This window comes from Sphingomonas montanisoli (assembly GCF_008274695.1).
Classification (GTDB): domain Bacteria; phylum Pseudomonadota; class Alphaproteobacteria; order Sphingomonadales; family Sphingomonadaceae; genus Rhizorhabdus; species Rhizorhabdus montanisoli.
Window position 1 is genome coordinate 58,902 of record NZ_VTOU01000006.1, and the last position, 22,942, is coordinate 81,843.

Here is a 22,942-nt window from a genome sequence, read left to right on the forward strand (position 1 = left end):
GGAGCGCGCCGATCAGATTTCGTTCGATGCGGCGCGCAACCGGCGCTGACCTTCCAGGAATTCCTCAAGCGCTTCCGCTTGATCTGGACGTAACGCATCGATCGCGCCGAGATGGTCGAAACGCTCGTCCCCGAGCAGAATAGACGGGCATCGCCCTTCGTAATTCCCCAGATTGGGTCTGTGCTGCTGATAGCCGATCAGTGCGGCCAGGCTGGGTGCGAACGTGCGCGCCACTTCAGGCGGATACACCAGCCATTGATTTTCGTATGGTTTCAGCCACCCCAGGCAGTAGCTCACGATCATGCCCCGACGCACATCGGACGACTTGTTGCCGCCAGCGCCGTGAAGCGTCGAGCCGAGAAAGACAATCGCAGATCCCGGGCTGCATTCCACGGCAACCGGCTCCTCGGGAGGCTCCGGATTCAGCGCTTTTGCGGCGTGACTGCCCGGCCAGATCAGGGTCGTCCCATTGTCAGCCCGATAGTCGGTGAACGGCCACATCACGTTGATCAGATATTCGATTTCTCCGGTCTGGCCGCCCCACATATCCTGATCCCGGTGTGGAAACTGCGGCAGGGCACCCGGGTGCAGTTCAAGTGCCTGGGCGAGATTGAGCTGGATCGTGTCACACCACGGGCCGAGTACCGCCTGCGCCATCTCAATGATCTGCGGGTGCTGGATAAACGCCGGCGCATGTCGGGATCGCTTGAGCAGACTCCCGAACCGTTTGGTGCGAGCACCATAAAATCCGCCTTCACAAAACGGCGTTGCCTCAAAATGAGGAGCAAGATCTGCGGCCAACAGACCGACGTCGCGCACCGGCATCAGGTTCGGCACAACGCAAAAACCCTCCGCCAACAATGTCTCGCAGAGCGAATGATGCGGCTCAGACCCGAGCGTCGCGGATGCTAATTTCGTCGCCATATCATGATCTCCCAGTTCTCAGGCAGCCGCGCGATCGAGATCCATCAGCTGGATCGACGTGAAGATGCCGGATTGGCGCAGCAGGCCCGGTGTCGCCGGTGAAATATCTATCCGCATCGCAGACAGGCCGCGGTCGGCGCTGCTTGGCATCCCGAGCGGAAGGCATTGCCAACCAAATGCGAGGATCTGCTGAAACCACGCCCACTCAGCAACGCCGGTATATGTCGTGATGCCGTTGCAAAGGGCATGTTCGACCAGAGCGGACACGAGACGATTGCGCGTCGCAAGTCGCTCGCGAGCCTTCAGCCGGCGCGCCAAGCAAAAGCGTGTAATCTCGCGGACCGTCGGGCCTGCTGGCGGGATATCGTCACATAGGTAGGGGAAAATTGTGTCCAGGATGTGCGGTCGGTCCGTCCGAAGCAGACGGGCAGATCCACAATGCTCGCCTGTCTCATCGGTCACGACAATATAGGTCGCTTCGTCGTCATCGAACTGGTCGATCTCATATCGACCGGCGAGAACGGGAATGTCCCAGCCAAGCAGATCAACAAAGACTAGCTTGCGTTCCTCAAACATCGAGCGAAACAGGCGGTCACTCAATGCCTGTTCAATACCATTACTAATAACAACCATAACGCACCTCCTCGTGAGAGGCCGTCAATCGAGCAGGTTGTAATGAGCGGCGTTATCCCCAGAACTGGGGAGATCAGCGCCGGAGAATGTCAGTGAAGCTGATGGCTCCGTCGAACAGCGCCCGAATGGCGAGCATCGTTCGCTTCGTCACACCATAGCGGTCGCGGGCATCTTTCAAATGCTGGGTTACCGTTTCAACCCCGACGCCAAGGATCCTGGCGATCTCCCAATCGGTCTTTCCCCGCGCGACAAGCGCTACGCATTCTGTTTGCCGATCGGTGAGTTGCGGGGCGGGCGGGATGGGCGCGATGCCCGATCGGGCTATCTTGCGAGCGGCCTCAAATGCAAAACTGCCTACGAGCTGGACCAGCGGCAATTGCACATCCTCCAGTTCCTCCCCGTTGCGCATAGCAAACGAGCATGATCCGTTCGCCTCGCCGGGGATATGGGCGGGGATTGTAAATCCGTCGCCGAGGCCGGCCGTGCGAGCCGCAGCGAGTACGGCGTGATCGCGCGGGTTCAACGTGATCAGCGTTGCTACCTTCGACCAGGTGAAGCCGACGGTCGTGGTGTGGCTGGCGCGATGTATCGGGTCGGCTGCATACAGCCGACCCTCTTCGAACGCATCGACCCAATCTCGAGGATAGCTGACGAGGCGAACGATTGTGCTGCCAGGACTCAGTAAATCGATGTGATGCACGAGCGCAAAATATCGAAACCCCATCGCTGCCGTGATTTCTTCGACAGCCTGCATGAGAGCATGAGGGGTGGTAGCGGCACGGGCAACGGTGCAGAATGCCTGCACTTCGGCAAGGGTGATCATGAACCGCCGATCTGCTTGCGCTACACGAGAGCCTCAATATTGAGATGGCCGTCGCGAACAGCGCGAAGCACCAGCTGCGTTCGGCGCCGGACGCCATAACGGCGGCGCGCGCCTTCGACATATTCGTGGACCGTATCGCGGCTCAGGCCCAGAATCTGGCCAATTTCCCAGTCGCTTTTCCCTTGTGCCACGAGGTCAAGGCAGTCGATCTGGCGAGGGCTGAGAGCTATCGGTATGTTTGCCAGTTCATCGGGACCCAGAAGGCTACGCGCCCGGTCGAACGCAACCGTGCCAACCAAACGGGCCGAAAGAAGGTCCGGGCTCGAAATCATCTCGTCGCCTTGGCGCGCCACCGTGAATATCGCGTCGGGCTCGTCGCGCATCCTGATCGGCATGGTGAACCCAGCTGCCAGTCCATGCGCGCGGCCCCGCTCCAGGATGGATAGCTGGCGCGCATTGGGCGCGATGTAGTCCCCGATCTGATCCCAGGTGAGCCCGGAGACGGTCTTGGCACAGGCGGCGTGGACCGGATCCTCCATGTAGAGGCGTGCATCCATCACCTCCTCGATCCAGCGCACCGGGTAGGTGGTTATGAGGAGAGCTTTGCGGGTGGTCCGTTTCAGATCGACATTATGCACCAATGCGAACCAGCGGAACCCGAACTGACGCACGATCGCATCGAGCATGGATTTGAGTTGGTCGAGGGTCGTCGCCTGCCGGCATTCTGCTTCGAACGCAGTGATGTCACCCAGGCGACCGGCATCTTTCAAACTTCCCATAATGCGAACGGTTCGCATTTCAATTGCGGCTTAGTCCAGCCACCATTCGGCGAAGCCCTTGAAAAACAAGACCGGCTGCCTCCAACTTCCGACTCCCCGTACGAAATGGACGGGTCGTCTTTAGTGAGCGTCGCCTGGCATCATGTTGAAGGGCGCCCGTGACACTTTACCTCGGGGCAAAGTGTCACAGCCGACAAAATGATGAAATCTGCGGCAAAGGGGGATTCACTTCACCCCCTATATGTGCTTGATTCAATCCCGTTATGTTGCACGCTCCGATCATTGGCGACGGCCGCCCGCAACTGGATATGCCCAGCTTGCTGGAGATGCTTGCGCGGTCCTCGTCTCGACCGCGCTACGCTTTCATGGTGCTCAACCTGATTGCACAGGTTTCCAGATCCGACGGCAGCGCGGGGCCTTTGGTGGCCAAGGGCGGCGGCCTCATTCCCTTGCGTGACTGGCTTTGTGACGCGCTCACCCCGATGGGGCAGCGTGACCCCCGGCGCGTTGCCCTGGAAGAGCGGATACGCAGCGATCTGGAAATGTCGGGCGCATTGCCCGCCAACGTCGATCAGGCCACGGCAATCATCGACGACGCCATCCGCGAGCAAGTGCGGGCGTCGGGAAAAACGAATGTGAGCCGAGCGGTATCGGAACTCGTGCGTGCTGGCTTGCTCAAGCGGCACTATCAGGGCTATTGTGTCGATCATCATAATCGCGGTGCGCAGCGCCAAGCCGTCTATGTTCTGGCAGGGTGCGCGCGCGGTCTCATCGGCGGCCAACCGGAGCAGCCGAGAGCGGTTCCAAGGCAGGCAGAACTGGCGTTCTGATCGCCTCAGAACTGACCAAATTTAACATAACCATTATTATCGTACTTGAAAATTTCCGGCCTTGGCCGCGCTCGCGCACCGCTTTTCAGGCCCACGATCCGACGAACTTCAGTCCATTATGGATGAAGATGGTCAGCCTCCTCGCACGGTTCCGCCTCCGTCTGGATCGTGCAATGCTCAATGGCAAATCGATCGCCCAGCATCGCCTGGACAGCAGCACGGACGTTATCGCTTTCGACCGGATCGCCGATTTCGACGTGGACCGTACAATTCACTTCGTCGGTCGACATCGACCAGACGTGGAGATCATGCACGCCAGATACGCCGGGGACCGCCTCGATGGCCTTCCTGATCTCGAACAAGCGCAACCCCCCCGGCACACCTTCGAGCAGCACATTGATTGTATCGCGCAGCAGCACCCAAGTGCGCGGTAGCACCCAAAGCCCGATCCCAATGGCGACGATCGGGTCGACGAGGGTCCAGCCGGTGAAACGGATGACGAGCGCGCCAGCGATGACGCCGATCGAACCGATCATGTCGGCCCAGACCTCGAGATAGGCACCTTTGACGTTGAGGCTGGCGTCCTTGCCCGACATCAGGATGCGCATCGAGGCCAGGTTCACGAGCAGGCCGATGATGGCTATAACCATCATGCCCGTGGATTGAACGGGTTCGGGCGACCGGAACCGCCCGATCGCTTCGATGAGCACGTAGATCGCGACCGCGAACAGCATCAGCGCGTTAAAGGCCGCCGCCAAAATCTCGAAGCGCCGATAGCCAAAGGTCCGCTTGTCGTCCGGCGCGCGGGTGCCGATCCTGATAGCCATCAGAGCGATCACAAGGCCTGCGACGTCGGTGAGCATATGCCCGGCGTCCGAAAGCAAGGCGAGACTGTTGAACAGGAACGCGCCAACAACCTCAGCGACGAGGTAGGTAGCGGTCAGTGCCAAGGCCCAACCCAACATTTTGGCGTTGGCCCCGGCCGTATGATCGTGAGCGTGCCCGCCCTCGGCGTGCCCTGGTTCGTCGTGATCGTGCATCGCGTGTTCCTTCGTCACAGGGCGGGCGCCGCATCACGCGGCAACAGGGTCTCGGCATGGTCGGTGCGGGACGCCGGCAATTCCCGACGGCCCCAACGCGCATAGAGCGTCGGAAGCACGAATAGGGTCAGCAGTGTCGCCGAGATGAGCCCGCCAATGACCACTGTGGCGAGCGGCTTTTGCACTTCCGCGCCAGCACCGGAGGCGAACGCCATCGGCACGAAGCCGAGCGAGGCGACCAACGCGGTCATGGCGACGGGCCGCAATCGCGCCATCGCACCCTCCGCGCTGGCGGTTACCCGGTCCATGCCGCCGCGCATCAGATCCTGGATCGATGTGACCATCACCAGGCCATTGAGGACTGCGATCCCCGACAGCGCGATGAACCCGACCGCCGCCGAGATCGAGAATGGCATGCCCCTCAACACCAGCGCCAGCACGCCGCCGACCAGCGCCAACGGTACGCCCGTGAACACGATCGCCGCATCGCGTATGCTGCCCAGCGCACCGTAGAGCAGCAGCATGATCAGTGCGAAGCAGGCCGGGACGACCAACGCAAGCCGGCTGCGGGCCGCCGCCAGATTCTCGAACTGCCCACCCCATTCGAGGTATGTGCCGGCCGGAAGCTGGACCTTGGTATCGATTGCCGCCTGCGCGTCACCGACCACGCCTGCAATGTCACGACCGCGGACGTTGGCCTGCACTACAACCCGGCGCTTGCCATTTTCACGGCTGATCTGGTTCGGACCCTCGACAATCTCGAGAGAGGCCACCGACTCCAGCGGGACGAACGCGCCCGATGGGGTGGCGACCGGCACCTGCCGCAGCGCATTGATATCGGTGCGCAGGCGATCGTCGAGCCGGATGACGACATTGAAGCGCTTGTCGCCTTCGAAGATCATGCCGGCTTCGCGACCGCCGATGGCGGCAGAGATAGTCTCCTGCACGTCCTGCGCACTGAGGCCCAGCCGCGCCATCGCATCCAGCTTCATCCGGATATCGAGCATAGGCAGGCCGGTGGTCTGCTCGATCTTGACGTCGGTCGCCCCGTCGATCCGACGCAGGACTATGGCTATCTTCGCCGCGGTGGCGTCCATCGACGCAAAGTCGTCGCCGAATATCTTGATCGCGATATCGCTGCGTACGCCCGCGATCAGCTCGTTGAACCGCATCTGGATCGGCTGAGTGAAGTCGTAACTGTTCCCCGGTAACTGGGCGAGCCGCTGGTCGAGACGTGCGACCAGTTGCTCCTTGGGCAGGCGCGGGTTCGGCCATTCGGCGCGAGGTTTGAGCATCACGAACGTGTCGGTGGCGTTGGTCGGCATCGGATCGGTGCCAAGGTCGGCGGTGCCCGTGCGCGAGAAGACGGTCTTCACCTCCGGCTCGCGCGATAGCAATTTTTCGATCGGAAACTGCATCGCCTGACTTTGGTCGACCGAGGTGCCGGGGATGCGGCGCGTCTCGACCAGGATGTCGCCCTCATCGAGCTGCGGCAGGAACTCCTGGCCCAGCGTCAGGAACAGCCCGACGCCAAGGACCAAAGTCGCAAGCGCGATTCCGATCGTCGCCTTGGGACGCCGCATCGCGCGGGCGAGACCTGGACGATAGCGCGCTCTGGCGACTGCAATCACCCGGCTCTCCTTCTCCTCGACCCTCTTGCTGAGCAGCGTTGCTATGGCTGCGGGGACAAAGGTCAGCGAGAGAATGAACGCAAAGGCGAGCGCGATGATGACGGTCAGCGCCATCGGTTCGAACATCTTACCCTCCGTGCCGGTGAAGGTCAGTAGCGGCGCATAGACGAGAATGATGATCGCCTGGCCGTACACCGACGGACGAATCATCTCGCGCGCGGATGACGCGACGATCGACAGCCGTTCATCGAGCGCGAGCAACCGGCCCTTATGGTGCTGGCGTTCGGCAAGCCGCCGTAGGGCATTCTCAACGATGATGACCGCGCCATCGACGATCAGACCGAAATCGAGCGCTCCCAGGCTCATCAAATTGGCGGAGACGCCGGCCTTGAGCATTCCCATGCTGGTCAGCAGCATCGTGATCGGAATGACCAAAGCCGCGATCAGCGCGGCGCGGAAGTTACCGAGCAGCAGGAACAGGATGACGATGACGAGCAGCGCGCCTTCGGCGAGATTTTTCGCAACCGTCTGGATCGTCGAATTGACCAGTTTGGTCCGATCGAGGATCGGCGTCGCGACAATATCGACGGGCAACGACTTGTTGAGCGTCACCAACCGTTCGGCCACGCCGGATGCGACCGTGCGGCTATTCTCGCCGATCCGCATGATCGCGGTCCCGATGACGACTTCGCGGCCACGCTCGGACGCCGAACCCATGCGCAGCGCCTGTCCCGTGCCAACGGTCGCGACCTGAGAAAGCGTAATCGGTACGCCTTCGCGGGTTGCGATGACCATGCTGCCAAGTTCGGTCGCGTTGCGGACCCGTGCGTCCGAGCGCACGGCCAGCGCTTCGCCGTTGCGGCTGATCACGCCGGCGCCGGTGCTGACATTGTTACGCTCTATCGCACTGGCAAGATCATTGAGCGACAGCTTGAGCGCGGCGAGCCGCTGAGGATCGGGCGTCACCAGATATTGTTTCACATAGCCGCCAAGCGAATCGACGGCCGCAAGACCCGGCGCGGAGCGCAATTGCGGCCCGACAATCCAGTCCTGCACGGTACGCAGATAGGTCGCCTTGGCGACCTCGGTGGTGAGCCGGTCACCTTCGGGCGTGATATAGCTGCCGTCGCGTTGCACGCCGGGCTCGCCATCCTTGTGTCGGACCTGGTCGAGTTCGCGCATCTCGATCGTCCACTGGAAGATGTCGCCAAGACCCGTCGCGATCGGCCCCATCTGCGGCTTCACAGAGGGCGGCAGTGCGCTTTCCGCCCCGCGCATCCGCTCGGCGACCTGCGCCCGGGCGAAGTAAATGTCGGTGCTGTCGGAGAAGACGGCAGTGACCTGCGCAAAGCCGTTGCGGCTCAACGACCATGTTCGCTCAAGGCCGGGGATACCGGCGAGCGCTGTCTCGATCGGCCAGGTGACCTGCTTTTCCGCTTCGAACGGCGAAAGCGCCGGCGCGGTTATGTTGATCTGGACCTGATTGTTGGTGATGTCGGGCACGGCATCGATCGGCAGGCGATAGAGCGCCATGCCTCCGACGATCGTGGCGATGAGGGCCAGCAGCAGGACGAACCAGCGCCGCTCGACCGAGAAGGTGACGATCCGGTCGATCATGGTCATTCCTCCTCCTCACCCGCACCCTTGCCGAGTTCGGCCTTGAGCGTGAAACTGTTGGTGGCGGCGACCTGCTCGTTACCGGTCAGGCCCGACAATATGGTCACCCGGTCTCCGCTGGGAGCGCCAACCTTCACTGGCACGGCCTTGAAGCCGTTAGCTGTACGGACGAACACGACGGTCTTGCCTGCGATCGACTGCACCGCGATCTGCGGCACCGCGATCCCCTGCCCGCCGCTCCTTCCAGGAAGGGCGATCGCAGCATTGATGCTTTCGCCGACCCGCCACTGGCCGCTGCGATTATCCATCGTCGCAATGACCGGCACGAGCCGCGTCTGTGCGTCGAGCACCGGTGACACGAAGGTCACCCGCGCACTTCCCTGTCGGCCCGGCGTGGTGACCGAGACCGGCGCGCCGGGTCGCACCAACCCGGCATCCGCAGGCGAGAGCGAAAGTGAAAGCGATACGGTCGACAGATTGGCAACGCGGTACAGTTCCGCGTCCGCGACTACGGTTTGTCCCAGCGTGGCGGATCGGGCGATGATCTGGCCGCTGATCGGCGAAGGCAGCGCGAGGCGATTGAGCGAGCCGCCGCCCCCGCCAGCCGCCGACAGTTGCTGCTGCGCCTGGCGCAGCGCGATATTGGCTTCAGTCGCCGCCGTCTGTGCAGCGATCAGATCCTGCTCCGGCGACACACGCTCGGCGAACAGGCGCTGTTCGCGGCGAAGCTGGCTTTGCGCCAGTCCGGCACGAGCGCGCGATGCTTCAATCTCGCCTTTGAGCTGGGCCGCCTCGCGGCTTTCGATGATCGCAAGCGTATCGCCGCGCCTGACCGTTTCGCCCAGATTGCGGCTGAGAGCCACGACCCGACCACCGATTGCCGCCGAGACGATCTGGATGCCTTGGGGGTCGCCTTCGATCGTTGCCGGCAGTTCGATCGCGCCGGCCCCGCCGCCGACGGTGGGACGGACCAGCAGGATGCCGGCCGCCTGGATTTGCTGCGGGGTCAGCTTGACCGTGCCATCGGATATGGGTTCCGCCGGCGCTGCGGCGGCTTGATTGCTGCCGGTATCGGGCGCGCTACCGCATGATGTCAGCATCGGGGGGAGCGTGGTGGCGAGCGCAAACGGCAGGATCGCCCTGAACAGGGGAAAGGTCATCGGATCAATCTTTCGTCAAATCGGGGGCGGCCGTCGTGAGACGGTCCCGCCGCGCCTGAGCATCGTGATAGGCGGCAAGCGCATCGATCGCGGCCGCGCGGGTCTCGGATAGCGTGCGTTCGGCATCGAGCAGGTCGAGCTGGCCGAATTTGCCTTCGCGGTAGCCAATACGGGCGATCCGCGCCGATTCCTGCGCCGCGACGAGGGCTGGACCGCTAGCCGTTCGCGCCGTTGTCGCCGCATTCGCGACCTCTGCCTCGGCGGCCGCAATCGCCTGGGCAGTCTCCAATGCGATCACACGGCCCTGAGCATCGCTTTGGTCGCGCTCGGCCCGAGCCTGGGCGACGGCCGCGCTGCCATTGTTGAAGACTGGAAACGGGATCGACACGCCGAAGACCGCGGCGGTGTCATTGGTCGCGGCGAGCCGCCGCGCGCTCGCGCTGAGCGTGATGTCGGGCACGCGCTGCGAGCGTGCCAGCCGGACCTGCGCGTCGGCCGTGGCGACGTCCGCCTGCGCGGCCGCCATGGCGAGGGTGCCGCCCGGGTCGATGCCCTGCGTCGGTCCATAACCGGCGACCCGATCGAACCACGCCACATCGAGCATGCCACCGATCGGTTGACCGATGCGCCGGGCCAGATTGCCGCGCGCAACCTCCAACGTGCGGATCGCGCGCTCCACGGCTGCCTCGGCGTTGATCCGAACCACGTCGGCCCTCTGTTCCTCGATCGGGGACGCGCGTCCGGCCCGAACGCGAACCCGGGCGGCCCTCAGCCCTTCGGCTGCCAGGCCCGACTGCTCGCGCGCCGTTGCCAGACGCCGCTCGGCCGCAACCGCCTCGACATAGGCTTGGATGACCGCAAGCCGAAGATCGGCCAGCGTCACCGCCGCCGCTATCGCCGCGCGCTGACCGCGAGCATCGGCGACGGCGATGCGCGCGGAGCGCTTTCCGCCCAGTTCGATCGGAAGTTCGAGACCGGCGGTCGTCTCGGCGCTGCGCACATCGCGATACTGACCACTGCCTGCGACATTCTCGGTTTGGGTGACGATCGAGGGGTTGGGACGCAAACCGGCGACCGTCCGCGCTGCATCGGCCGAGCGGATACCCGCCGATGCGACCTCCAGCGAAGGCGACGATGCCCCTGCCAATTCGAGGGCCTGATCTAACGTGAAGGATGGACCGGCGAGCGCCAGATCGGTGGATTGCGCCTGCGCGATCGACGCGCAGCCGGACACGGCCAGCAAGGCCGCGAAAATTCGGTGCATGTATTAAGACTCCCGACGAACCAAGACGGATACGGGACGCGCGAACACGCCCGATCTAGCGGAGCGTCAGGCTCGGGGTGGTCTCAGCGCGGGATCGGCGGCGCTTGTCGCGAGGGCAAGCGCATCGTTCGGTCGGACCGGCGCTCCAACATCACGCTGCTGGGTCGGCTCGGCCTTTGCCGTCGCGGTCGCGACATGATGTCCGTGGCAACCGCCATGATGATGCGGATAGCCCTTGTCGCTGTCGGACGGCACTTGATCGCCGTCGCCATCGGCATGGCCGGTCTCCGCGGCAGCGCTCGCGTCGATGCAGGCGACAGGCTCAATGGCATGCGCAACGGAACCCAGTCCCAGCGAAAGGAACACGGCCAGGCAGGCAAAGAGGACGATCACGCGATGCATCTGGCGCCCCTGTAGCAACTACAGGCCCCTCCCGGCCAGCGAATGTTGCGGTTGATCTTCACTGCCGCGCGCCGAGACGAGTTCTCCACGTGCCTGGACGATGATCTGCACACCGCCCCAGATGGCGAGCCCTGCCATGATCAGGGCAACTGCAAGGTCCGGCCAGGCAGTGCCCGTTCCCACCACGCCAAGCGCCGCAAGAAGTACCGCAAGATTGCCAAGCGCATCATTGCGCGAGCAGATCCAGACCGATCGCCTATTCGCGTCGCCGGACCGAAAACGATAGAGCATCAGCGCAACACCGCCATTGGCCACCAGCGCGATGATTCCGACGATGCCCATAGTGGCCGCACGCGGGACCGTCCCGCCGAGCGCGGCAAGGATCGTAGTGACCAGGACATAGAGACCGAAGGCAAGGATTGCCCCGCCCTTGAGCAGGGCTGCGCGCGACCGCCAGCGCAGCGCCATGCCCGCAACGCCCAAGCTGATCGCATAATTGGCGGCGTCTCCGAGAAAATCGAGTGCATCGGCTTGTAGCGCGCGCGAACCCGCCGCCATGCCGGCAACGATCTCGCCCGCGAACATCGCGGCATTGATCGCCAGTGCAATCCACAGGGCGCGCCGCCACCTGCCGTCCTCGATGCGCTTCGTCTCTGCGCAGCATGATCCGCAACCGGCCACGTCGTCTCGCCTTTCCTGAGTCGAACGCCTATATGCACCCTGTAGCAACTACAGGGTCAAGCGATGAAAATCGGTGAAATGGCAACCGCGACCGCGACCAATATCGAAACAGTCCGCTATTATGAGAAAATCGGCTTGCTCCCCGCGCCGGCGCGCGACGCTGCCAACTATCGCAGTTACGGAAAGGCGCATCTGGCTCGACTGTCGTTCATTCGGCGCGCCCGCGACCTCGGCTTCACGCTCGACCAGGTCCGCGAATTGCTGGGTCTCGCCGACCATCGACAACAATCCTGCGCGGCGGTCGATGCCATCGCCACGACCCATCTGACCGAGATTGACCGCAAGATTGTTGACCTGCAGGCGCTGCGCGCAGAACTCAGCCGACTGATTGGCGACTGCCGGCAGGGGACGGTTGCCGACTGCCTGATCATCGACTCCCTCGCCCCGGCCGGTCTGGCGCAATGACGACGGCGATCCTCTACATTCTCGCTGCCATTGCCGAGATCGCCGGCTGTTTCAGTTTCTGGGCGTGGCTGCGTCTCGACAAATCGCCGGTCTGGATCGCGCCCGGCATGGTGTCGCTGGCCGCCTTTGCATGGCTGCTGACCCGCGTCGACAGCGAAGCCTCGCGGCCTGAAACTGTCTCTCAGTGCGAATGACCATGCCGATGGTGGAGGTCGGGATAATGCGCGTGCCGGTGGACCATCGGCCTATGGCGATGCGGGTGGCTGTGCGGTTCACCCGGCGCGATGCCCGGCGCATGATCATGCTGATGATGGCTGTCATGAACGTGACGATGGTCATGCTCGAGCGACTCATGCTTATGCTCATGGCCGTGCGATTCGGTCAGGTGCAGCCAAAGTCCGATCGCCATCAAAATCCCGGCCAGGATGAGGGGCGCGGTAACCGGTTCGCCGAACATCGCGACCGCCAGCAAAGCGCCGATGAACGGTGCCGTTGAGAAATAGGCGCCTGACCGGGCGGTGCCGAGATGCCGAAGCGCGAGAACGAACATCACGAGGCTGACGCCATAGCCGAGGAAGCCGATCAGCGCGGCTCCCGTCACTATCGGGACAGAAGGAAGCGATGCGCCAAGGGTCAGCGCCAGAGCGAGATTAACGGTCCCGGCTGCCAGGCCCTTCAGCATGGCGATCTGCACCGGATCGGCGCTGCTGAGCTTGCGGGTGAGATTATTGTCGATGCCCCAGGCGAGACAGGCACCGGCGATCGCCAGCATACCGAGCCCGCCACCGGCGGGACCGCCGCGCCAGGACAGCAACACCGCGCCGCCCAAGATCGCCGCCGCACCGATCAGCAGGCGACGATCGACATTTTCGCGGAACACCAGCCAAGCGATGGCGAGGGTCGCAAGACCTTCCAGATTGAGCAGAAGCGACGCGGTGGACGCAGGCGTCGTTGCCAGTCCCGCCATCAGCAAGACCGGTGCGATCCCGCCTCCGCACAGGATGACGAGCGCCAGCCAGGGCATGTCGGATCGGGCGAGCGATGCTTCCCCCTCGCCGCGTCCGATCGCTCTGCGCGACGCATAAACGAGAGCAAGCCCGCAACCCGATCCGAGATAAAGCAGGCCGGCGAGCAGCCAAGCGTTTACACCGTTACCAAGGACGAGCTTCGCGAACGGTGTACTGGCGCCAAACAATAGTGCTGACAGGATCGCCAGTACGGCACCCGAGCTTGGCTTCACTGGCGAGCGATCATCATACGAATGCTACCTGACTCGTGGATGCTCCCTATACGGTATTTTTCACAAGCAGGTCACGGTCGATCCACCGGGGCTTGAGGCGGATGATCTTCGACTGTCCAGATCGGACAAGAAGCGCTGATTGTGTGGTGGCCAATGTGACGGACGCCGAAGCGCCCACCGAGGCGCGCCGCTGCTTTAGCAGGAATTTCGAAAGATTCGCGATGTTGGATACAAGCGAGACGAGATCCGTACCCAGCGCAAAGAGCGCCCCGACTATCAGATTATGCGCAAGCCAGAATGGCGCGCCGACAAGAAAGAAACCTTTCATCCGCGTGGTTGAAGTCTGCAGCCGTGCGAGGGTGCCCAAGGAGCTTCCGGTCAAGGCCAAGGCAGACGGGATGCCATGCCACGTCACAATTGAGAGAAAGGCCAAAAGAATGAGGCTCGCACCATAAAGCCTGATGACCACGTAACGGTCTCGCACAGCCGCAGAAATAATGAGTTGCGAACACGAAATGAGGCACGCGATCGCTGCGGTAGGAGATCCCAACATCAGAAAATACATCGCGAAGGCGGCAGCGCCTGCGCTCTGAATTTTGACGACCTTTGTATAGTCGCTGAAGAACGGCCAGCTGATGACGCAAAAAAGAGCCATGCAACCGAACGCGGTGGCAATCACGACTGCCCCCGCGCGGTTCTTCCTGTGTTGATCTGCGTCCCGCGCTCAGCTCTGTCTTTTCCCATAGCTGAAGCGTGAAGGAACAAGGTTAATTACGCTTTAATGGCCCTCATAAAATTGACCGTTCAAGGCTGCTTTTGGATCGCCGTCACCTCGCCGGCGCTGCCGGTTAGTGTGACGTCGAAATCGACCTTTTCGCCTACCTTTGCCGCGTCGGTGACCGCAGGTGCCGCCTTAAACGTCATGGTCATCGCCGGCCATTTGGCTTCAGGTATCGGGCCATGGTCGAGCGTGATCGTGCCTGCGGTCTTGTCGATGGCAGTGACCTTGCCGTGGCCCTTGGCCTTGATCGGCGCAGTCGCCGCCGGCGCCATCGCCATATTGCCCATGTCGCCGCTCATGGCCGCGGCAGGTGCCGCCTGATTGGTCTCGGCCGCAACCGGCGTCTCCGCCTTCTTGCCACAGGCGGCGGTCAGGGCGGTGAGGCCGAGAGCAACAGTCAGTCGTATCATAGTCATGGTCTTCTCCTTGCAGATTAAACAGGTTGGTGGAGGGATTTTACTCGTCGCCGCCGAAGCAACAGATAGGTAGCGGGCAGGACGAACATCGAGAGCAGTGGCGCGGTGAGCATGCCGCCGATCATCGGCGCGGCGATCCGGCTCATCACTTCTGAACCCGCGCCCGAGCCGAGCAGGATCGGCAACAAGCCGGCGAGGATCACTGCGACGGTCATTGCCTTGGGGCGGACGCGGAGCAGCGCGCCTTCGCGGACGGCCGCCTCGATCTGGTCGGCATCAGGATCGACGCCACGCTCTTCCAGCGCATTCTTGAGGTAGATCAGCATGACCACGCCAAACTCGGCCGACACGCCGGCTAGCGCGATGAACCCGACGCCCGTCGCCACCGACTGGTTGAAGCCGAGCAGGTAAAGCGTCCAGATACCGCCGGTGAGCGCGAACGGGAGCGTGCCCATGATCAGCGCGGCTTCGTCGAACCGACCGAAAATCATGAAGAGCAGTACGAAGATGATCAGCAACGTGGCCGGCACGACCAGCTTGAGCTTTTCGACGGCCCGCTGGAGATATTCGAATTGGCCGGAGTAGGCGATACTCACGCCCGGCGAGAGCTTTACCTTCTTCGCCACCGCGCGTTGCAGGTCGCCTACCACCGAAGCGAGATCGCGGCCGCGGACATCGACGTAGACCCAGGTCGATGGCCGGGCATTCTCGGTCTTGAGCATCGGCGGCCCTTCCGCGACCGCAACCTTCGCCACGGTGCCCAGCGTGATCTGCTGACCTGAGGGTGTGAGCACCGGCAAAGTGCGCAAACCCTCGAGGCTGTCGCGCAGCTGACGCGGATAGCGCACGCTGATCGGGTAGCGCGCCAGGCCTTCGACGGTTTCGCCAATGGTCTCGCCACCGATCGCGCCCGAGACGATCGCCTGCACGTCGGCGATGTTGAGCCCGAAGCGGGCGGCGGCGGCACGATCGACATCGACATCGACATAGCGCCCGCCGGTCAATCGCTCGGCCAGTGCCGAACTGACGCCCGGCACGGTCTTGGCGACCGTCTCGATATCATGGGCGATGCGGTCGAGCTGGGCGAGGTCGGCGCCCGAGACCTTGACCCCGATCGGACTCTTGATGCCGGTCGCGAGCATGTCGATGCGGTTACGGATCGGCGGCACCCAGACATTGGCGAGGCCGGGTAATTTCACCGTGCGGTCCAGCTCTTCAACGAGCTTGTCCGTGGTCATACCGGGCCGCCATTGGTCACGCGGCTTGAACTGGATGGTGGTCTCGAACATTTCGAGCGGCGCGGGATCGGTGGCAGTCTCGGCGCGTCCCGCCTTGCCGAACACGCTCTCAACCTCGGGCACCGTCTTGATCAGCCGGTCGGTCTGCTGGAGCAGTTGCGAGGCCTTTGCCGCCGACAGTCCCGGCAAGGCCGAGGGCATATAGAGCAAGTCGCCTTCGTCCATATTCGGCATGAACTCGCCGCCGAGCCGGGAGAGCGGCCAAGCCGTCGTTGCGAAGACCAGAACCGCAATCAGCAGCACCGCCTTGGGCTTTTTCATCGTCCAGTCGAGGGCGGGCCGGTAGATGTTGGTCAGCCAGCGATTGATCGGGTTGGACTGCTCGGCGGGAATGCGGCCCCGGATGAGATACCCCATCAGGATGGGGACCAGCGTCACCGAGAGGATCGCGGCCGATGCCATCGCATAGGTCTTGGTGAACGCCAGTGGCGCGAATAGCCGGCCCTCCTGCCCCTCCAGTGTGAACACGGGAATGAACGAAAGCGTGATGATCAACAGGCTGAAGAATAGCGCTGGGCCGACCTCGGCCGCGGCATCGGTGACGACGGTCCAGCGTGTCGGATTATCGAGCAGCTGCTGCGGGTTATCATGTTCCCAGCGCTCGATCTTCTTGTGCGCGTTCTCGATCATGACCACCGCCGCATCGACCATCGCGCCGATCGCGATGGCAATGCCGCCCAGCGACATGATGTTGGCGTTTACCCCCTGGAACCGCATTACGACGAACGCCGCCAGCACGCCTATCGGCAGGGTCAGGATCGCAACCAGCGCCGAACGGACGTGCCAGAGGAACAGGCCGCAGACGATCGCGACGACGATAAACTCCTCGATCAGCTTGTGGGTAAGGTTATCGACCGCACGGTCGATGAGCTGCGATCGGTCATAGGTGGTGACGATCTCCACGCCGGGCGGCAGGCTCGCCTTCAGGGTGGCGAGCTTGTCCTTGACCGCAGCGATGGTTTCGCGCGCATTCTTGCCCGACCGCAGGATCACGACGCCGCCGGCGACCTCGCCTTCGCCGTTCAACTCGGCGATTCCGCGCCGCATCTCGGGGCCAATCTGGACCGTGGCGACATCGCCTAGCCGCACGGGCACGCCGCCCATTGCGGTCCGCAGGGGAACGGCCCGGAAATCGTCGAGCGTCTTCAGATAGCCCGAGGCACGGACCATATATTCGGCCTCGGCCATCTCCAGCACGGAGCCGCCCGCTTCCTGATTGGCCTGTTGGATCGCCTGCACGGCCTGCTGGTGCGTGATACCGTAAGCGGCGAGCTTCACCGGATCGAGCAGCACCTGGTACTGCTTGACCATGCCGCCAATGCTGGCGACCTCGGCAACACCGGGAACGGTTTTCAGCTCGTAGCGCAGGAACCAGTCCTGAAACGCGCGAAGCTGGGCCAGATCGTGCTGGCCGGTCTTATCGACCAGGGCATATTCATAGACCCAGCCGACACCGGTTGCATCGGGACCGAGCGCACTGCGGGCGCTCGCCGGCAGGCGGCCCTGTACCTGATTGAGATATTCGAGCACGCGGCTGCGCGCCCAATAAAGATCGGTGCCGTCCTCGAAGATCACATAGACGAAGCTGTCGCCGAAGAAGGAATAGCCGCGCACCGTCTTGGCACCCGGCACCGACAGCATGGTGGTCGTCAGCGGATAAGTGACCTGATTCTCGACGATCTGCGGCGCCTGTCCCGGATAGCTGGTGCGGATGATGACCTGCGTGTCGGAGAGGTCCGGTAGCGCGTCGATCGCGGTTGATCGCACCGCCCAGACACCCACGCCGATAAGGGCCAATACACCGATCAGGACGAAGAAGCGGTTCCTGACCGACCAGCGGATGAGATGGGCGATCACTGCCCCGCCACCTTCGCCATGCGCCGCACGGTCGGTCCGGCCGGCGGTTGATCGAACCCGAAACGGACACGATCGCCCGTCTTCAGGCCGCGCGCGACATTCGGATCGGGAAGCTGGAAGGTCATCGTCATCGCCGGCCAGCCAATCGCCGGCACCGGCTCGTGGCTCAGCGTCACCGAATTGGCGGTAAGCTGCTCGATTTTGCCTACGGTCTCGTAGAGCGCGGCCGTAGCTGCGCGTTTGCCAACTGCCATCGGCACACCGCCACCGATCGGCCGTGCCTGCACGCCGGAAAGACTAGCCTCGGAGTCGATCAGGAATTGGCCCGAAGCGATGACCTTCTCGCCTTCGGAGAGCCCAGCGAGGATCTCGGTGTCGTCCCCGGATTCCCTGCCGGTTTGTACCTCGGCCGGCCGGTAGCGGCCCTTATCTAGCGCAAGCATCACCAAGGTCCGCTTGCCGGTGCGGATCAGCGCCTCGGAGGGTACGAGCAATGCTGGCTGTGCGCTGCCGCCGAACGACACGGTTGCGAACATGCCCGGGCGCAGACGACCACCACGATTGGGTAGTTCGATCCGCACGGTGAGCGTCCGGCTGTCGGCCTGCGTCGTAGGCAGGATCGCCGAGACACGGCCCGACAATGTCTCGCCGGGGAATGCGGCAAGCGTGGCCTGCACGGTTTGTCCGGGCTTGAGCGGTCCCGCGATGGCTTCGGGCACGGCAGCATTGAGCCAGACCGTGCCAAGGCCGTTGACCTCGGCAAGCGTCTGTCCTGCCGTCATCGTCATGCCGGCCCGCACATCTAACGTCTTGATAACGCCGCCGGTTGGCGTGAAAATCGTGATGACATTGTGCGGCCGACCCGTTCGCTCGACCGATGCGACCGTACCAGACGGCATGCCAAGCAGTATGAGCCGCTGGCGCGCTGCCTGTATCAAAGCCGCGCTCCCGGTGCGGCGGACCGCCAGGAACTCGGCCTGTGCGCCACCCCATTCGGGAACGAGCAGGTCGGCGAGTGGGGCACCGGCGCCAATGATGTCGCCGGGCGCCCGGGCATAGACCCTTTGAACGAACCCGCCAGCGCGCGCCTGGACGATCGCGACATCGCGCTGGTTGAAGTCGATCGTGCCGGTGGCGGTCAGGCTGCTGGTCAGTTGTCCCCGTCGTACGGCGACCGCGCGCAGCCCCAGCGTTTGGGACGCAGCGGGATCGATGCGGATGCCCGGCGCGTTGCCGCCGCCTTCATCGGCATATTTGGGTATGGTCTTCATCCCCATCGACGAAAGCGTATCCGGATTGTTGTAGTGCTCTTGCGGCACCATAGGATCGTACCAGTAAAGCGCCTTACGACCGGAATCGGCTGTTTGCGTAGGAGCGGTTTCGCTCCCACCGAGGTGGGCGATGCCATAGCCTGCGCCACCAGCGACGAGAGCGAGCGCTGCGGCGGCAAGACCCAGCCGGGCGCGCGGTGATATCTCGAGGCTCATCGATCTTCGCTCCGGTATGTGAGAGTCAATCGCGCGCCGTCAGCGGCGACCAGCGCCTCGCGGTCGAGGACAGTGAGGGTTGCGTCGGCCAGCGCGGCATAAGCGTCGGCGACATCGACAAGACTGGCGCGTCCAGCACCGTAGCTGGCGGTCTCCAGTTTCACGCGCTGCTCGGCCAGCGGCTGCAGCGTTCCTTGCGCGCGCATCCATTGTTCGTGGTGCATGACATGGTCGGCGATATCGGCATCGAGGTCGGCAGCAAGAGCGCGGCGCGCCGCTTCGCGTTCGGCCAGAACGCGCCCGGCATTGGCCTGGGCAGCGGCGATTCCGGCGTTCTGACGATTGCGGGTGAAGAACGGCAGGCTGACCGTCACGCCAGCAGAGACATAATCGCCGAAACGGGGATCGCGGCGCTGATAGGCGACATTCACGCCGAAGTCAGAACGCCGACCGGCATCCGCCACCCTTACATCGGCATCGGCTTGCCCAGCCTGGGCATCGATCATCTGGATGGTGGGATGGCGATCGAGGCCAGCACGAAGCTCGGTCCCATCGACCGGAAATTCGGGAATTGGACCGGCAATCTCCGGCGCGGGATCGCCGGTCCAACGGGTAAGTGTAGCGCGGGCACGCGCGACGTTCGAGACCAGTTCGCTCCGGCGATCCTGCATCGCGGCGATGGCCTGCTGACCGGCAAGCGTCTGCGCCGGCCGTACGCTGCCCGAAGCGACAGCGCCGGTCGTGGTCCCTACGACGCGCTCGAGCCGGGACAGCACGTCTTCAAGAGCGGCAAGCCTGCGCTCGGCATAGGCCAGATTGATCCACGCCAACGCCGTACCTACCTCGACGGTGCGCGCCTCGACCGCCGTATCAGCCTCCGCCGCCCTGATGTCGCTATCGGCGCGCGCCTGCTGGGCATGGCGCTTGGCGAGGTTAGGAATGTCCTGAGACACGCCCACCCGCGCCATGGTAAAATTGTCCCGCTGCGGCTCGAACGCGAGCGGTCCTGATATCGGGAAGCTGTCTACGCCCACTGCGAGGGTGGGATCGGGCAGCGTTCCCGCGGCCCCACGCGCCGAACGCGCGGCATCAGTGCCAAGTGTCTTCGCTCGAATGGAGGGAGCATCGTGCTTAGCCTGGCGAAGCGCCGCATCGAAGGTCAGCGGACCGGCGAACGCAATCCCGGGGATCGCCGCGAGCAGCGGCGCACAAACAAACAATCGCATGGAAAACTCCTGATCGGAGGACCGGATCGGCCGCGCACACTATGACAGGCATATCAGTGGCGGCGGAATGGGGGGCATTCCGCCGCCACTGCTGGCCTAGCCGTCTATGCGACCTGGAGCGGCCAGAACTTTTGCCTAACCGACCGACGGGGCCGACGAAGGCGATGCCATGCTGTGCATCTGCTTCATGCAATCAGCAGCGTCGGCGCTGCTCATCTTCATCATGTCGCAGTCGCACGCCGCCACTTGCGTGGTATCAGGCACCCAGACGCGCCGCTGTCCCTGGAGCGGCGCACGCGGTCCATATTGCGGGACCGACTTCCACTCATAATGGCCGGACTGTTGGCTGTGGTCCGGTTGGCCGGCGAATGCGGCGACGGGTGCGGCAAGGGCTACGCCCAGCAGCGCATAGAAAACACGGTTCTTCATAACTATCATCCTTTGGCAAATCATCGGGGTAGCCGCAGGTTGGACAGGAGGTTCGATCCGCGACAGGCGCAACGACCCTTCCAGCCTTACGGCCGAGTTCGATCAGCCAAGGAGAGTCGGCGGTTCCGGTTCGGGAGCAACGTCACCGCCGCGCAGGACAGTGGTGGTCGACCAGAAGGCCAGGGTCGGATCGGCCGCGCGCACCGCAAGCGTCGGTGCGTCATTGCGAACCGCCATGGGAATGACACAGCCCATCGCGGCGATGCAGGCGAGCGTCATGCCCTTGCAGGGTTTCTGCGCGGGCTGCTGTTGCTGCGTCATCATCTTCATGCAGTCTTCGGACATGCCGGAATCGGCCGTCCCAGTCATCGCCATCGATACGGACACTACAGGCGGTGCTGACGCAAAGGCGGCTTCCTGGCCGAGCAGACCGAGCAGGGCTCCGAGCAGGAGAAAGAGGGGAAGCGCACGTTTCACAGCTGTAATCAACTACGCCAATCTTGATCCAAGAGCAACGCCATGCTCATTCGCCGTGCCGCGCGTAGATAGTTTTGCTTCCTGCACCAAAGGCTAAGACATTGAACGGCTGAACCGGCTGCCCGGGGGCCTCCATGCCTGGTGATCCGAGAGGCATGCCCGTTACGGCAAGACCGCTCACACCACGAGGACGCTGCGCGAGAACGCGCTTCATGTCCGCGATAGGGACGTGTCCCTCGAAAACCATGCCGTCGACGATCGCTGTATGACATGATGACAGCCGAGCGGGCACGCCGTGCGTGCGCTGAAAGGCAGATCGCTGCTGATCATCGATTATGGCCACGCGCCGGCCGAATTGCTGGCGGACCTGGGCGGCCCATTTCTCGCGGCAACCACATCCTGGATCGCGATGGACTGTGATAGGTACAGCCGCGGCACTGGCGACCGAGACAGACGCGGCGAACGCAGCAAGAACGAGTTTCAGTGGCATATACACCTTCAGTTATCCCCCGCCCTTGGGCGGGGGAAAGTCTCTACTGCGCACGCTTGTGGTGAGCCCTTAGCCAGCCCTGCAGCTCGCCCACTTCCCGAGTCTGCTCGGTAATCGCCTTGGTCGCCATCGTTCGAACCTGCGCGTCCTTTGTGTCGCGCAAGACGATGCGTGACATCGCGATCGCGCCGCGATGATGCTCGATCATCTTGCGAACCCAGGTTTCCGTCGCGTCGCCGCCCATGGCGGACATCATCTTCTGATGCATCTCCATCTCGGCCAGCGGATACGGGTTGGCCGGCGTAGGGTTCGTCATCTGGCCCATGTCCATCTTCGAATGGTCCATGCCCTGCATTTGCGCGATCGCGGGTGTGGTCAACAATCCGACGATCATGACGGCGATTATTTTCTTCACAATTCTCTCCTCATCGCCCCGCATTGTTAATACGCGCGAGCGCGCCAATACCCTCGCAAGCCTGCGCTAATTTTCGAGAATGGGATGGCGAAACCTACTTGCGGGCGAGAATAGCCTTCATCTCATCAATCTCGCGCCGTTGGGATTCCTCGATGCCACCGCACAGCCGGACGATTTCCGGGTCCTTCAAGGTCGCCTCGCGACACATGAGGATCGCCCCCGAATGGTGCGGGATCATCGAACGCAGGAATGCCGTGTCACCGATCGTCGTTTGCGTGCGGATCAGGGCGAACGATCCAGCAAATATCACAACAGAGCCCACCAGAAGAGCAGCATTGGCCGCCTTTGATGGGAACATATGGCCCATTGCGAGGATCATCAGCACCACCATCGGCGCGACCATCATCAGCGTCATGTAGACCATATTGAGATTATTGTAGAAGCTCCCCAGGGAATCGATCATGACGAACATCACCAAATACATGATAATGCCGCCGACCAGGGTCTGCAGCGCGAGGCTCGCATAAGCATTCTTCATCATCGGTCGTCTCCTTTGGCCCCCGCCCAAGAATTCCCC

At 63.0% G+C, this 22,942-nt stretch carries 23 protein-coding genes and 1 pseudogene; 3 read left to right on the top strand and 21 right to left on the bottom strand.

The genetic code is table 11. The features are described from left to right. Positions 1-12: 12 nt before the first annotated feature. The 4 genes from FYJ91_RS19545 to FYJ91_RS19560 form a co-directional block, all read right to left on the bottom strand. Positions 13-924, bottom strand: a complete 912-nt coding sequence (locus FYJ91_RS19545) for a phytanoyl-CoA dioxygenase family protein (protein ID WP_181008598.1) — start codon at positions 922-924, stop codon at positions 13-15. A gap of 18 nt (positions 925-942) precedes the next feature. Next, a complete protein-coding gene (locus FYJ91_RS19550; protein WP_149524014.1) occupies positions 943-1,557 on the bottom strand; it encodes an acyl-homoserine-lactone synthase in 615 nt (204 codons plus the stop codon). 73 nt (positions 1,558-1,630) lie between these two features. Then, on the bottom strand, positions 1,631-2,380 hold the full coding sequence (locus tag FYJ91_RS19555) for a LuxR family transcriptional regulator (RefSeq protein WP_149524015.1): 750 nt from the start codon (positions 2,378-2,380) through the stop codon (positions 1,631-1,633). Between the two features lie 20 nt (positions 2,381-2,400). Next, entirely contained in the window at positions 2,401-3,177 is a 777-nt protein-coding gene (locus tag FYJ91_RS19560; RefSeq protein WP_246152759.1) for a helix-turn-helix transcriptional regulator, read from the bottom strand. Positions 3,178-3,422: 245 nt separating this feature from the next. On the opposite strand from FYJ91_RS19560, the gene FYJ91_RS19565 reads away from it, so the two are divergent. Continuing rightward, positions 3,423-3,989: a hypothetical protein gene (locus FYJ91_RS19565; RefSeq protein WP_149524016.1), complete on the top strand. Its 567-nt coding sequence runs from the start codon at positions 3,423-3,425 to the stop codon at positions 3,987-3,989. Between the two features lie 116 nt (positions 3,990-4,105). Here FYJ91_RS19565 and FYJ91_RS19570 read toward each other — a convergent pair whose 3' ends face one another. The 6 genes from FYJ91_RS19570 to FYJ91_RS19595 form a co-directional block, all read right to left on the bottom strand. Continuing rightward, the gene (locus tag FYJ91_RS19570; RefSeq protein WP_149524017.1) at positions 4,106-5,029 is read right to left on the bottom strand and encodes a cation diffusion facilitator family transporter; all 924 of its coding nucleotides are present in this window, start codon (positions 5,027-5,029) and stop codon (positions 4,106-4,108) included. 14 nt (positions 5,030-5,043) lie between these two features. Then, positions 5,044-8,277 (bottom strand): efflux RND transporter permease subunit, encoded by a 3,234-nt coding sequence (locus FYJ91_RS19575; RefSeq protein WP_149524079.1) that lies wholly within the window; start codon positions 8,275-8,277, stop codon positions 5,044-5,046. Positions 8,278-8,279: 2 nt separating this feature from the next. Beyond that, complete coding sequence (locus FYJ91_RS19580; protein ID WP_149524018.1) at positions 8,280-9,437, bottom strand: efflux RND transporter periplasmic adaptor subunit; 1,158 nt, start codon at positions 9,435-9,437, stop codon at positions 8,280-8,282. A 4-nt stretch (positions 9,438-9,441) separates the two neighbouring features. Next, positions 9,442-10,701, bottom strand: coding sequence for a TolC family protein (locus FYJ91_RS19585; RefSeq protein WP_149524019.1), 1,260 nt, complete (start codon positions 10,699-10,701; stop codon positions 9,442-9,444). A gap of 66 nt (positions 10,702-10,767) precedes the next feature. Further along, positions 10,768-11,103, bottom strand: coding sequence for a hypothetical protein (locus FYJ91_RS19590; protein ID WP_149524020.1), 336 nt, complete (start codon positions 11,101-11,103; stop codon positions 10,768-10,770). Between the two features lie 18 nt (positions 11,104-11,121). Continuing rightward, a complete protein-coding gene (locus FYJ91_RS19595; RefSeq protein WP_149524021.1) occupies positions 11,122-11,784 on the bottom strand; it encodes a cation efflux transmembrane domain-containing protein in 663 nt (220 codons plus the stop codon). A gap of 63 nt (positions 11,785-11,847) precedes the next feature. On the opposite strand from FYJ91_RS19595, the gene FYJ91_RS19600 reads away from it, so the two are divergent. After that, a complete protein-coding gene (locus FYJ91_RS19600) occupies positions 11,848-12,249 on the top strand; it encodes a MerR family transcriptional regulator (protein ID WP_149524022.1) in 402 nt (133 codons plus the stop codon). After that, positions 12,246-12,413 (top strand): annotated as a pseudogene (locus tag FYJ91_RS19605) (YnfA family protein); the annotation flags it as partial. The gene FYJ91_RS19600 and the pseudogene FYJ91_RS19605, both read left to right, overlap by 4 nt. A 17-nt stretch (positions 12,414-12,430) precedes the next feature. Here FYJ91_RS19605 and FYJ91_RS19610 read toward each other — a convergent pair. The 11 genes from FYJ91_RS19610 to FYJ91_RS19660 all read right to left on the bottom strand — a co-directional run bounded on the left by FYJ91_RS19610 (position 12,431) and on the right by FYJ91_RS19660 (position 22,906). Next, positions 12,431-13,489, bottom strand: a complete 1,059-nt coding sequence (locus FYJ91_RS19610) for a DMT family transporter (RefSeq protein WP_149524024.1) — start codon at positions 13,487-13,489, stop codon at positions 12,431-12,433. Positions 13,490-13,535: 46 nt separating this feature from the next. Beyond that, positions 13,536-14,168: a YgjV family protein gene (locus FYJ91_RS19615; protein ID WP_246152761.1), complete on the bottom strand. Its 633-nt coding sequence runs from the start codon at positions 14,166-14,168 to the stop codon at positions 13,536-13,538. A gap of 125 nt (positions 14,169-14,293) precedes the next feature. Next, positions 14,294-14,686, bottom strand: a complete 393-nt coding sequence (locus tag FYJ91_RS19620) for a copper-binding protein (protein WP_149524025.1) — start codon at positions 14,684-14,686, stop codon at positions 14,294-14,296. Between the two features lie 17 nt (positions 14,687-14,703). Beyond that, positions 14,704-17,841, bottom strand: a complete 3,138-nt coding sequence (locus FYJ91_RS19625; RefSeq protein ID WP_149524026.1) for an efflux RND transporter permease subunit — start codon at positions 17,839-17,841, stop codon at positions 14,704-14,706. Then, the gene (locus FYJ91_RS19630) at positions 17,838-19,328 is read right to left on the bottom strand and encodes an efflux RND transporter periplasmic adaptor subunit (RefSeq protein WP_149524027.1); all 1,491 of its coding nucleotides are present in this window, start codon (positions 19,326-19,328) and stop codon (positions 17,838-17,840) included. Before FYJ91_RS19630 ends, FYJ91_RS19625 begins: the two co-directional genes overlap by 4 nt. After that, positions 19,325-20,554, bottom strand: a complete 1,230-nt coding sequence (locus FYJ91_RS19635; protein ID WP_149524028.1) for a TolC family protein — start codon at positions 20,552-20,554, stop codon at positions 19,325-19,327. The genes FYJ91_RS19630 and FYJ91_RS19635 overlap by 4 nt, the downstream gene beginning before the upstream one ends. A gap of 135 nt (positions 20,555-20,689) precedes the next feature. Next, positions 20,690-20,983: a hypothetical protein gene (locus FYJ91_RS19640; protein WP_149524029.1), complete on the bottom strand. Its 294-nt coding sequence runs from the start codon at positions 20,981-20,983 to the stop codon at positions 20,690-20,692. Between the two features lie 102 nt (positions 20,984-21,085). Beyond that, on the bottom strand, positions 21,086-21,460 hold the full coding sequence (locus tag FYJ91_RS19645) for a hypothetical protein (protein WP_149524030.1): 375 nt from the start codon (positions 21,458-21,460) through the stop codon (positions 21,086-21,088). 46 nt (positions 21,461-21,506) lie between these two features. Then, entirely contained in the window at positions 21,507-21,950 is a 444-nt protein-coding gene (locus FYJ91_RS19650) for a DUF411 domain-containing protein (protein WP_149524081.1), read from the bottom strand. A gap of 43 nt (positions 21,951-21,993) precedes the next feature. After that, on the bottom strand, positions 21,994-22,344 hold the full coding sequence (locus FYJ91_RS19655; RefSeq protein WP_246152763.1) for a DUF305 domain-containing protein: 351 nt from the start codon (positions 22,342-22,344) through the stop codon (positions 21,994-21,996). A 115-nt stretch (positions 22,345-22,459) separates the two neighbouring features. Continuing rightward, positions 22,460-22,906 (bottom strand): DUF305 domain-containing protein, encoded by a 447-nt coding sequence (locus tag FYJ91_RS19660; RefSeq protein WP_149524032.1) that lies wholly within the window; start codon positions 22,904-22,906, stop codon positions 22,460-22,462. Positions 22,907-22,942 lie beyond the last annotated feature (36 nt).

Excerpts from the sequence above, each read along its gene's own strand:
- FYJ91_RS19655 (WP_246152763.1), bottom strand. The coding sequence starts at position 22,344 with ATGATCGTCGGATTGTTGACCACACCCGCGATCGCGCAAATGCAGGGC.
- FYJ91_RS19565 (WP_149524016.1), top strand. The coding sequence starts at position 3,423 with ATGTTGCACGCTCCGATCATTGGCGACGGCCGCCCGCAACTGGATATG.
- FYJ91_RS19660 (WP_149524032.1), bottom strand. The coding sequence starts at position 22,906 with ATGATGAAGAATGCTTATGCGAGCCTCGCGCTGCAGACCCTGGTCGGC.
- FYJ91_RS19560 (WP_246152759.1), bottom strand. The coding sequence starts at position 3,177 with ATGCGAACCGTTCGCATTATGGGAAGTTTGAAAGATGCCGGTCGCCTG.
- FYJ91_RS19650 (WP_149524081.1), bottom strand. The coding sequence starts at position 21,950 with ATGCCACTGAAACTCGTTCTTGCTGCGTTCGCCGCGTCTGTCTCGGTC.
- FYJ91_RS19635 (WP_149524028.1), bottom strand. The coding sequence starts at position 20,554 with ATGCGATTGTTTGTTTGTGCGCCGCTGCTCGCGGCGATCCCCGGGATT.
- FYJ91_RS19640 (WP_149524029.1), bottom strand. The coding sequence starts at position 20,983 with ATGAAGAACCGTGTTTTCTATGCGCTGCTGGGCGTAGCCCTTGCCGCA.
- FYJ91_RS19585 (WP_149524019.1), bottom strand. The coding sequence starts at position 10,701 with ATGCACCGAATTTTCGCGGCCTTGCTGGCCGTGTCCGGCTGCGCGTCG.
- FYJ91_RS19580 (WP_149524018.1), bottom strand. The coding sequence starts at position 9,437 with ATGACCTTTCCCCTGTTCAGGGCGATCCTGCCGTTTGCGCTCGCCACC.
- FYJ91_RS19570 (WP_149524017.1), bottom strand. The coding sequence starts at position 5,029 with ATGCACGATCACGACGAACCAGGGCACGCCGAGGGCGGGCACGCTCAC.
- FYJ91_RS19555 (WP_149524015.1), bottom strand. The coding sequence starts at position 2,380 with ATGATCACCCTTGCCGAAGTGCAGGCATTCTGCACCGTTGCCCGTGCC.
- FYJ91_RS19620 (WP_149524025.1), bottom strand. The coding sequence starts at position 14,686 with ATGACTATGATACGACTGACTGTTGCTCTCGGCCTCACCGCCCTGACC.
- FYJ91_RS19575 (WP_149524079.1), bottom strand. The coding sequence starts at position 8,277 with ATGATCGACCGGATCGTCACCTTCTCGGTCGAGCGGCGCTGGTTCGTC.
- FYJ91_RS19590 (WP_149524020.1), bottom strand. The coding sequence starts at position 11,103 with ATGCATCGCGTGATCGTCCTCTTTGCCTGCCTGGCCGTGTTCCTTTCG.
- FYJ91_RS19545 (WP_181008598.1), bottom strand. The coding sequence starts at position 924 with ATGGCGACGAAATTAGCATCCGCGACGCTCGGGTCTGAGCCGCATCAT.
- FYJ91_RS19550 (WP_149524014.1), bottom strand. The coding sequence starts at position 1,557 with ATGGTTGTTATTAGTAATGGTATTGAACAGGCATTGAGTGACCGCCTG.
- FYJ91_RS19600 (WP_149524022.1), top strand. The coding sequence starts at position 11,848 with ATGAAAATCGGTGAAATGGCAACCGCGACCGCGACCAATATCGAAACA.
- FYJ91_RS19630 (WP_149524027.1), bottom strand. The coding sequence starts at position 19,328 with ATGAGCCTCGAGATATCACCGCGCGCCCGGCTGGGTCTTGCCGCCGCA.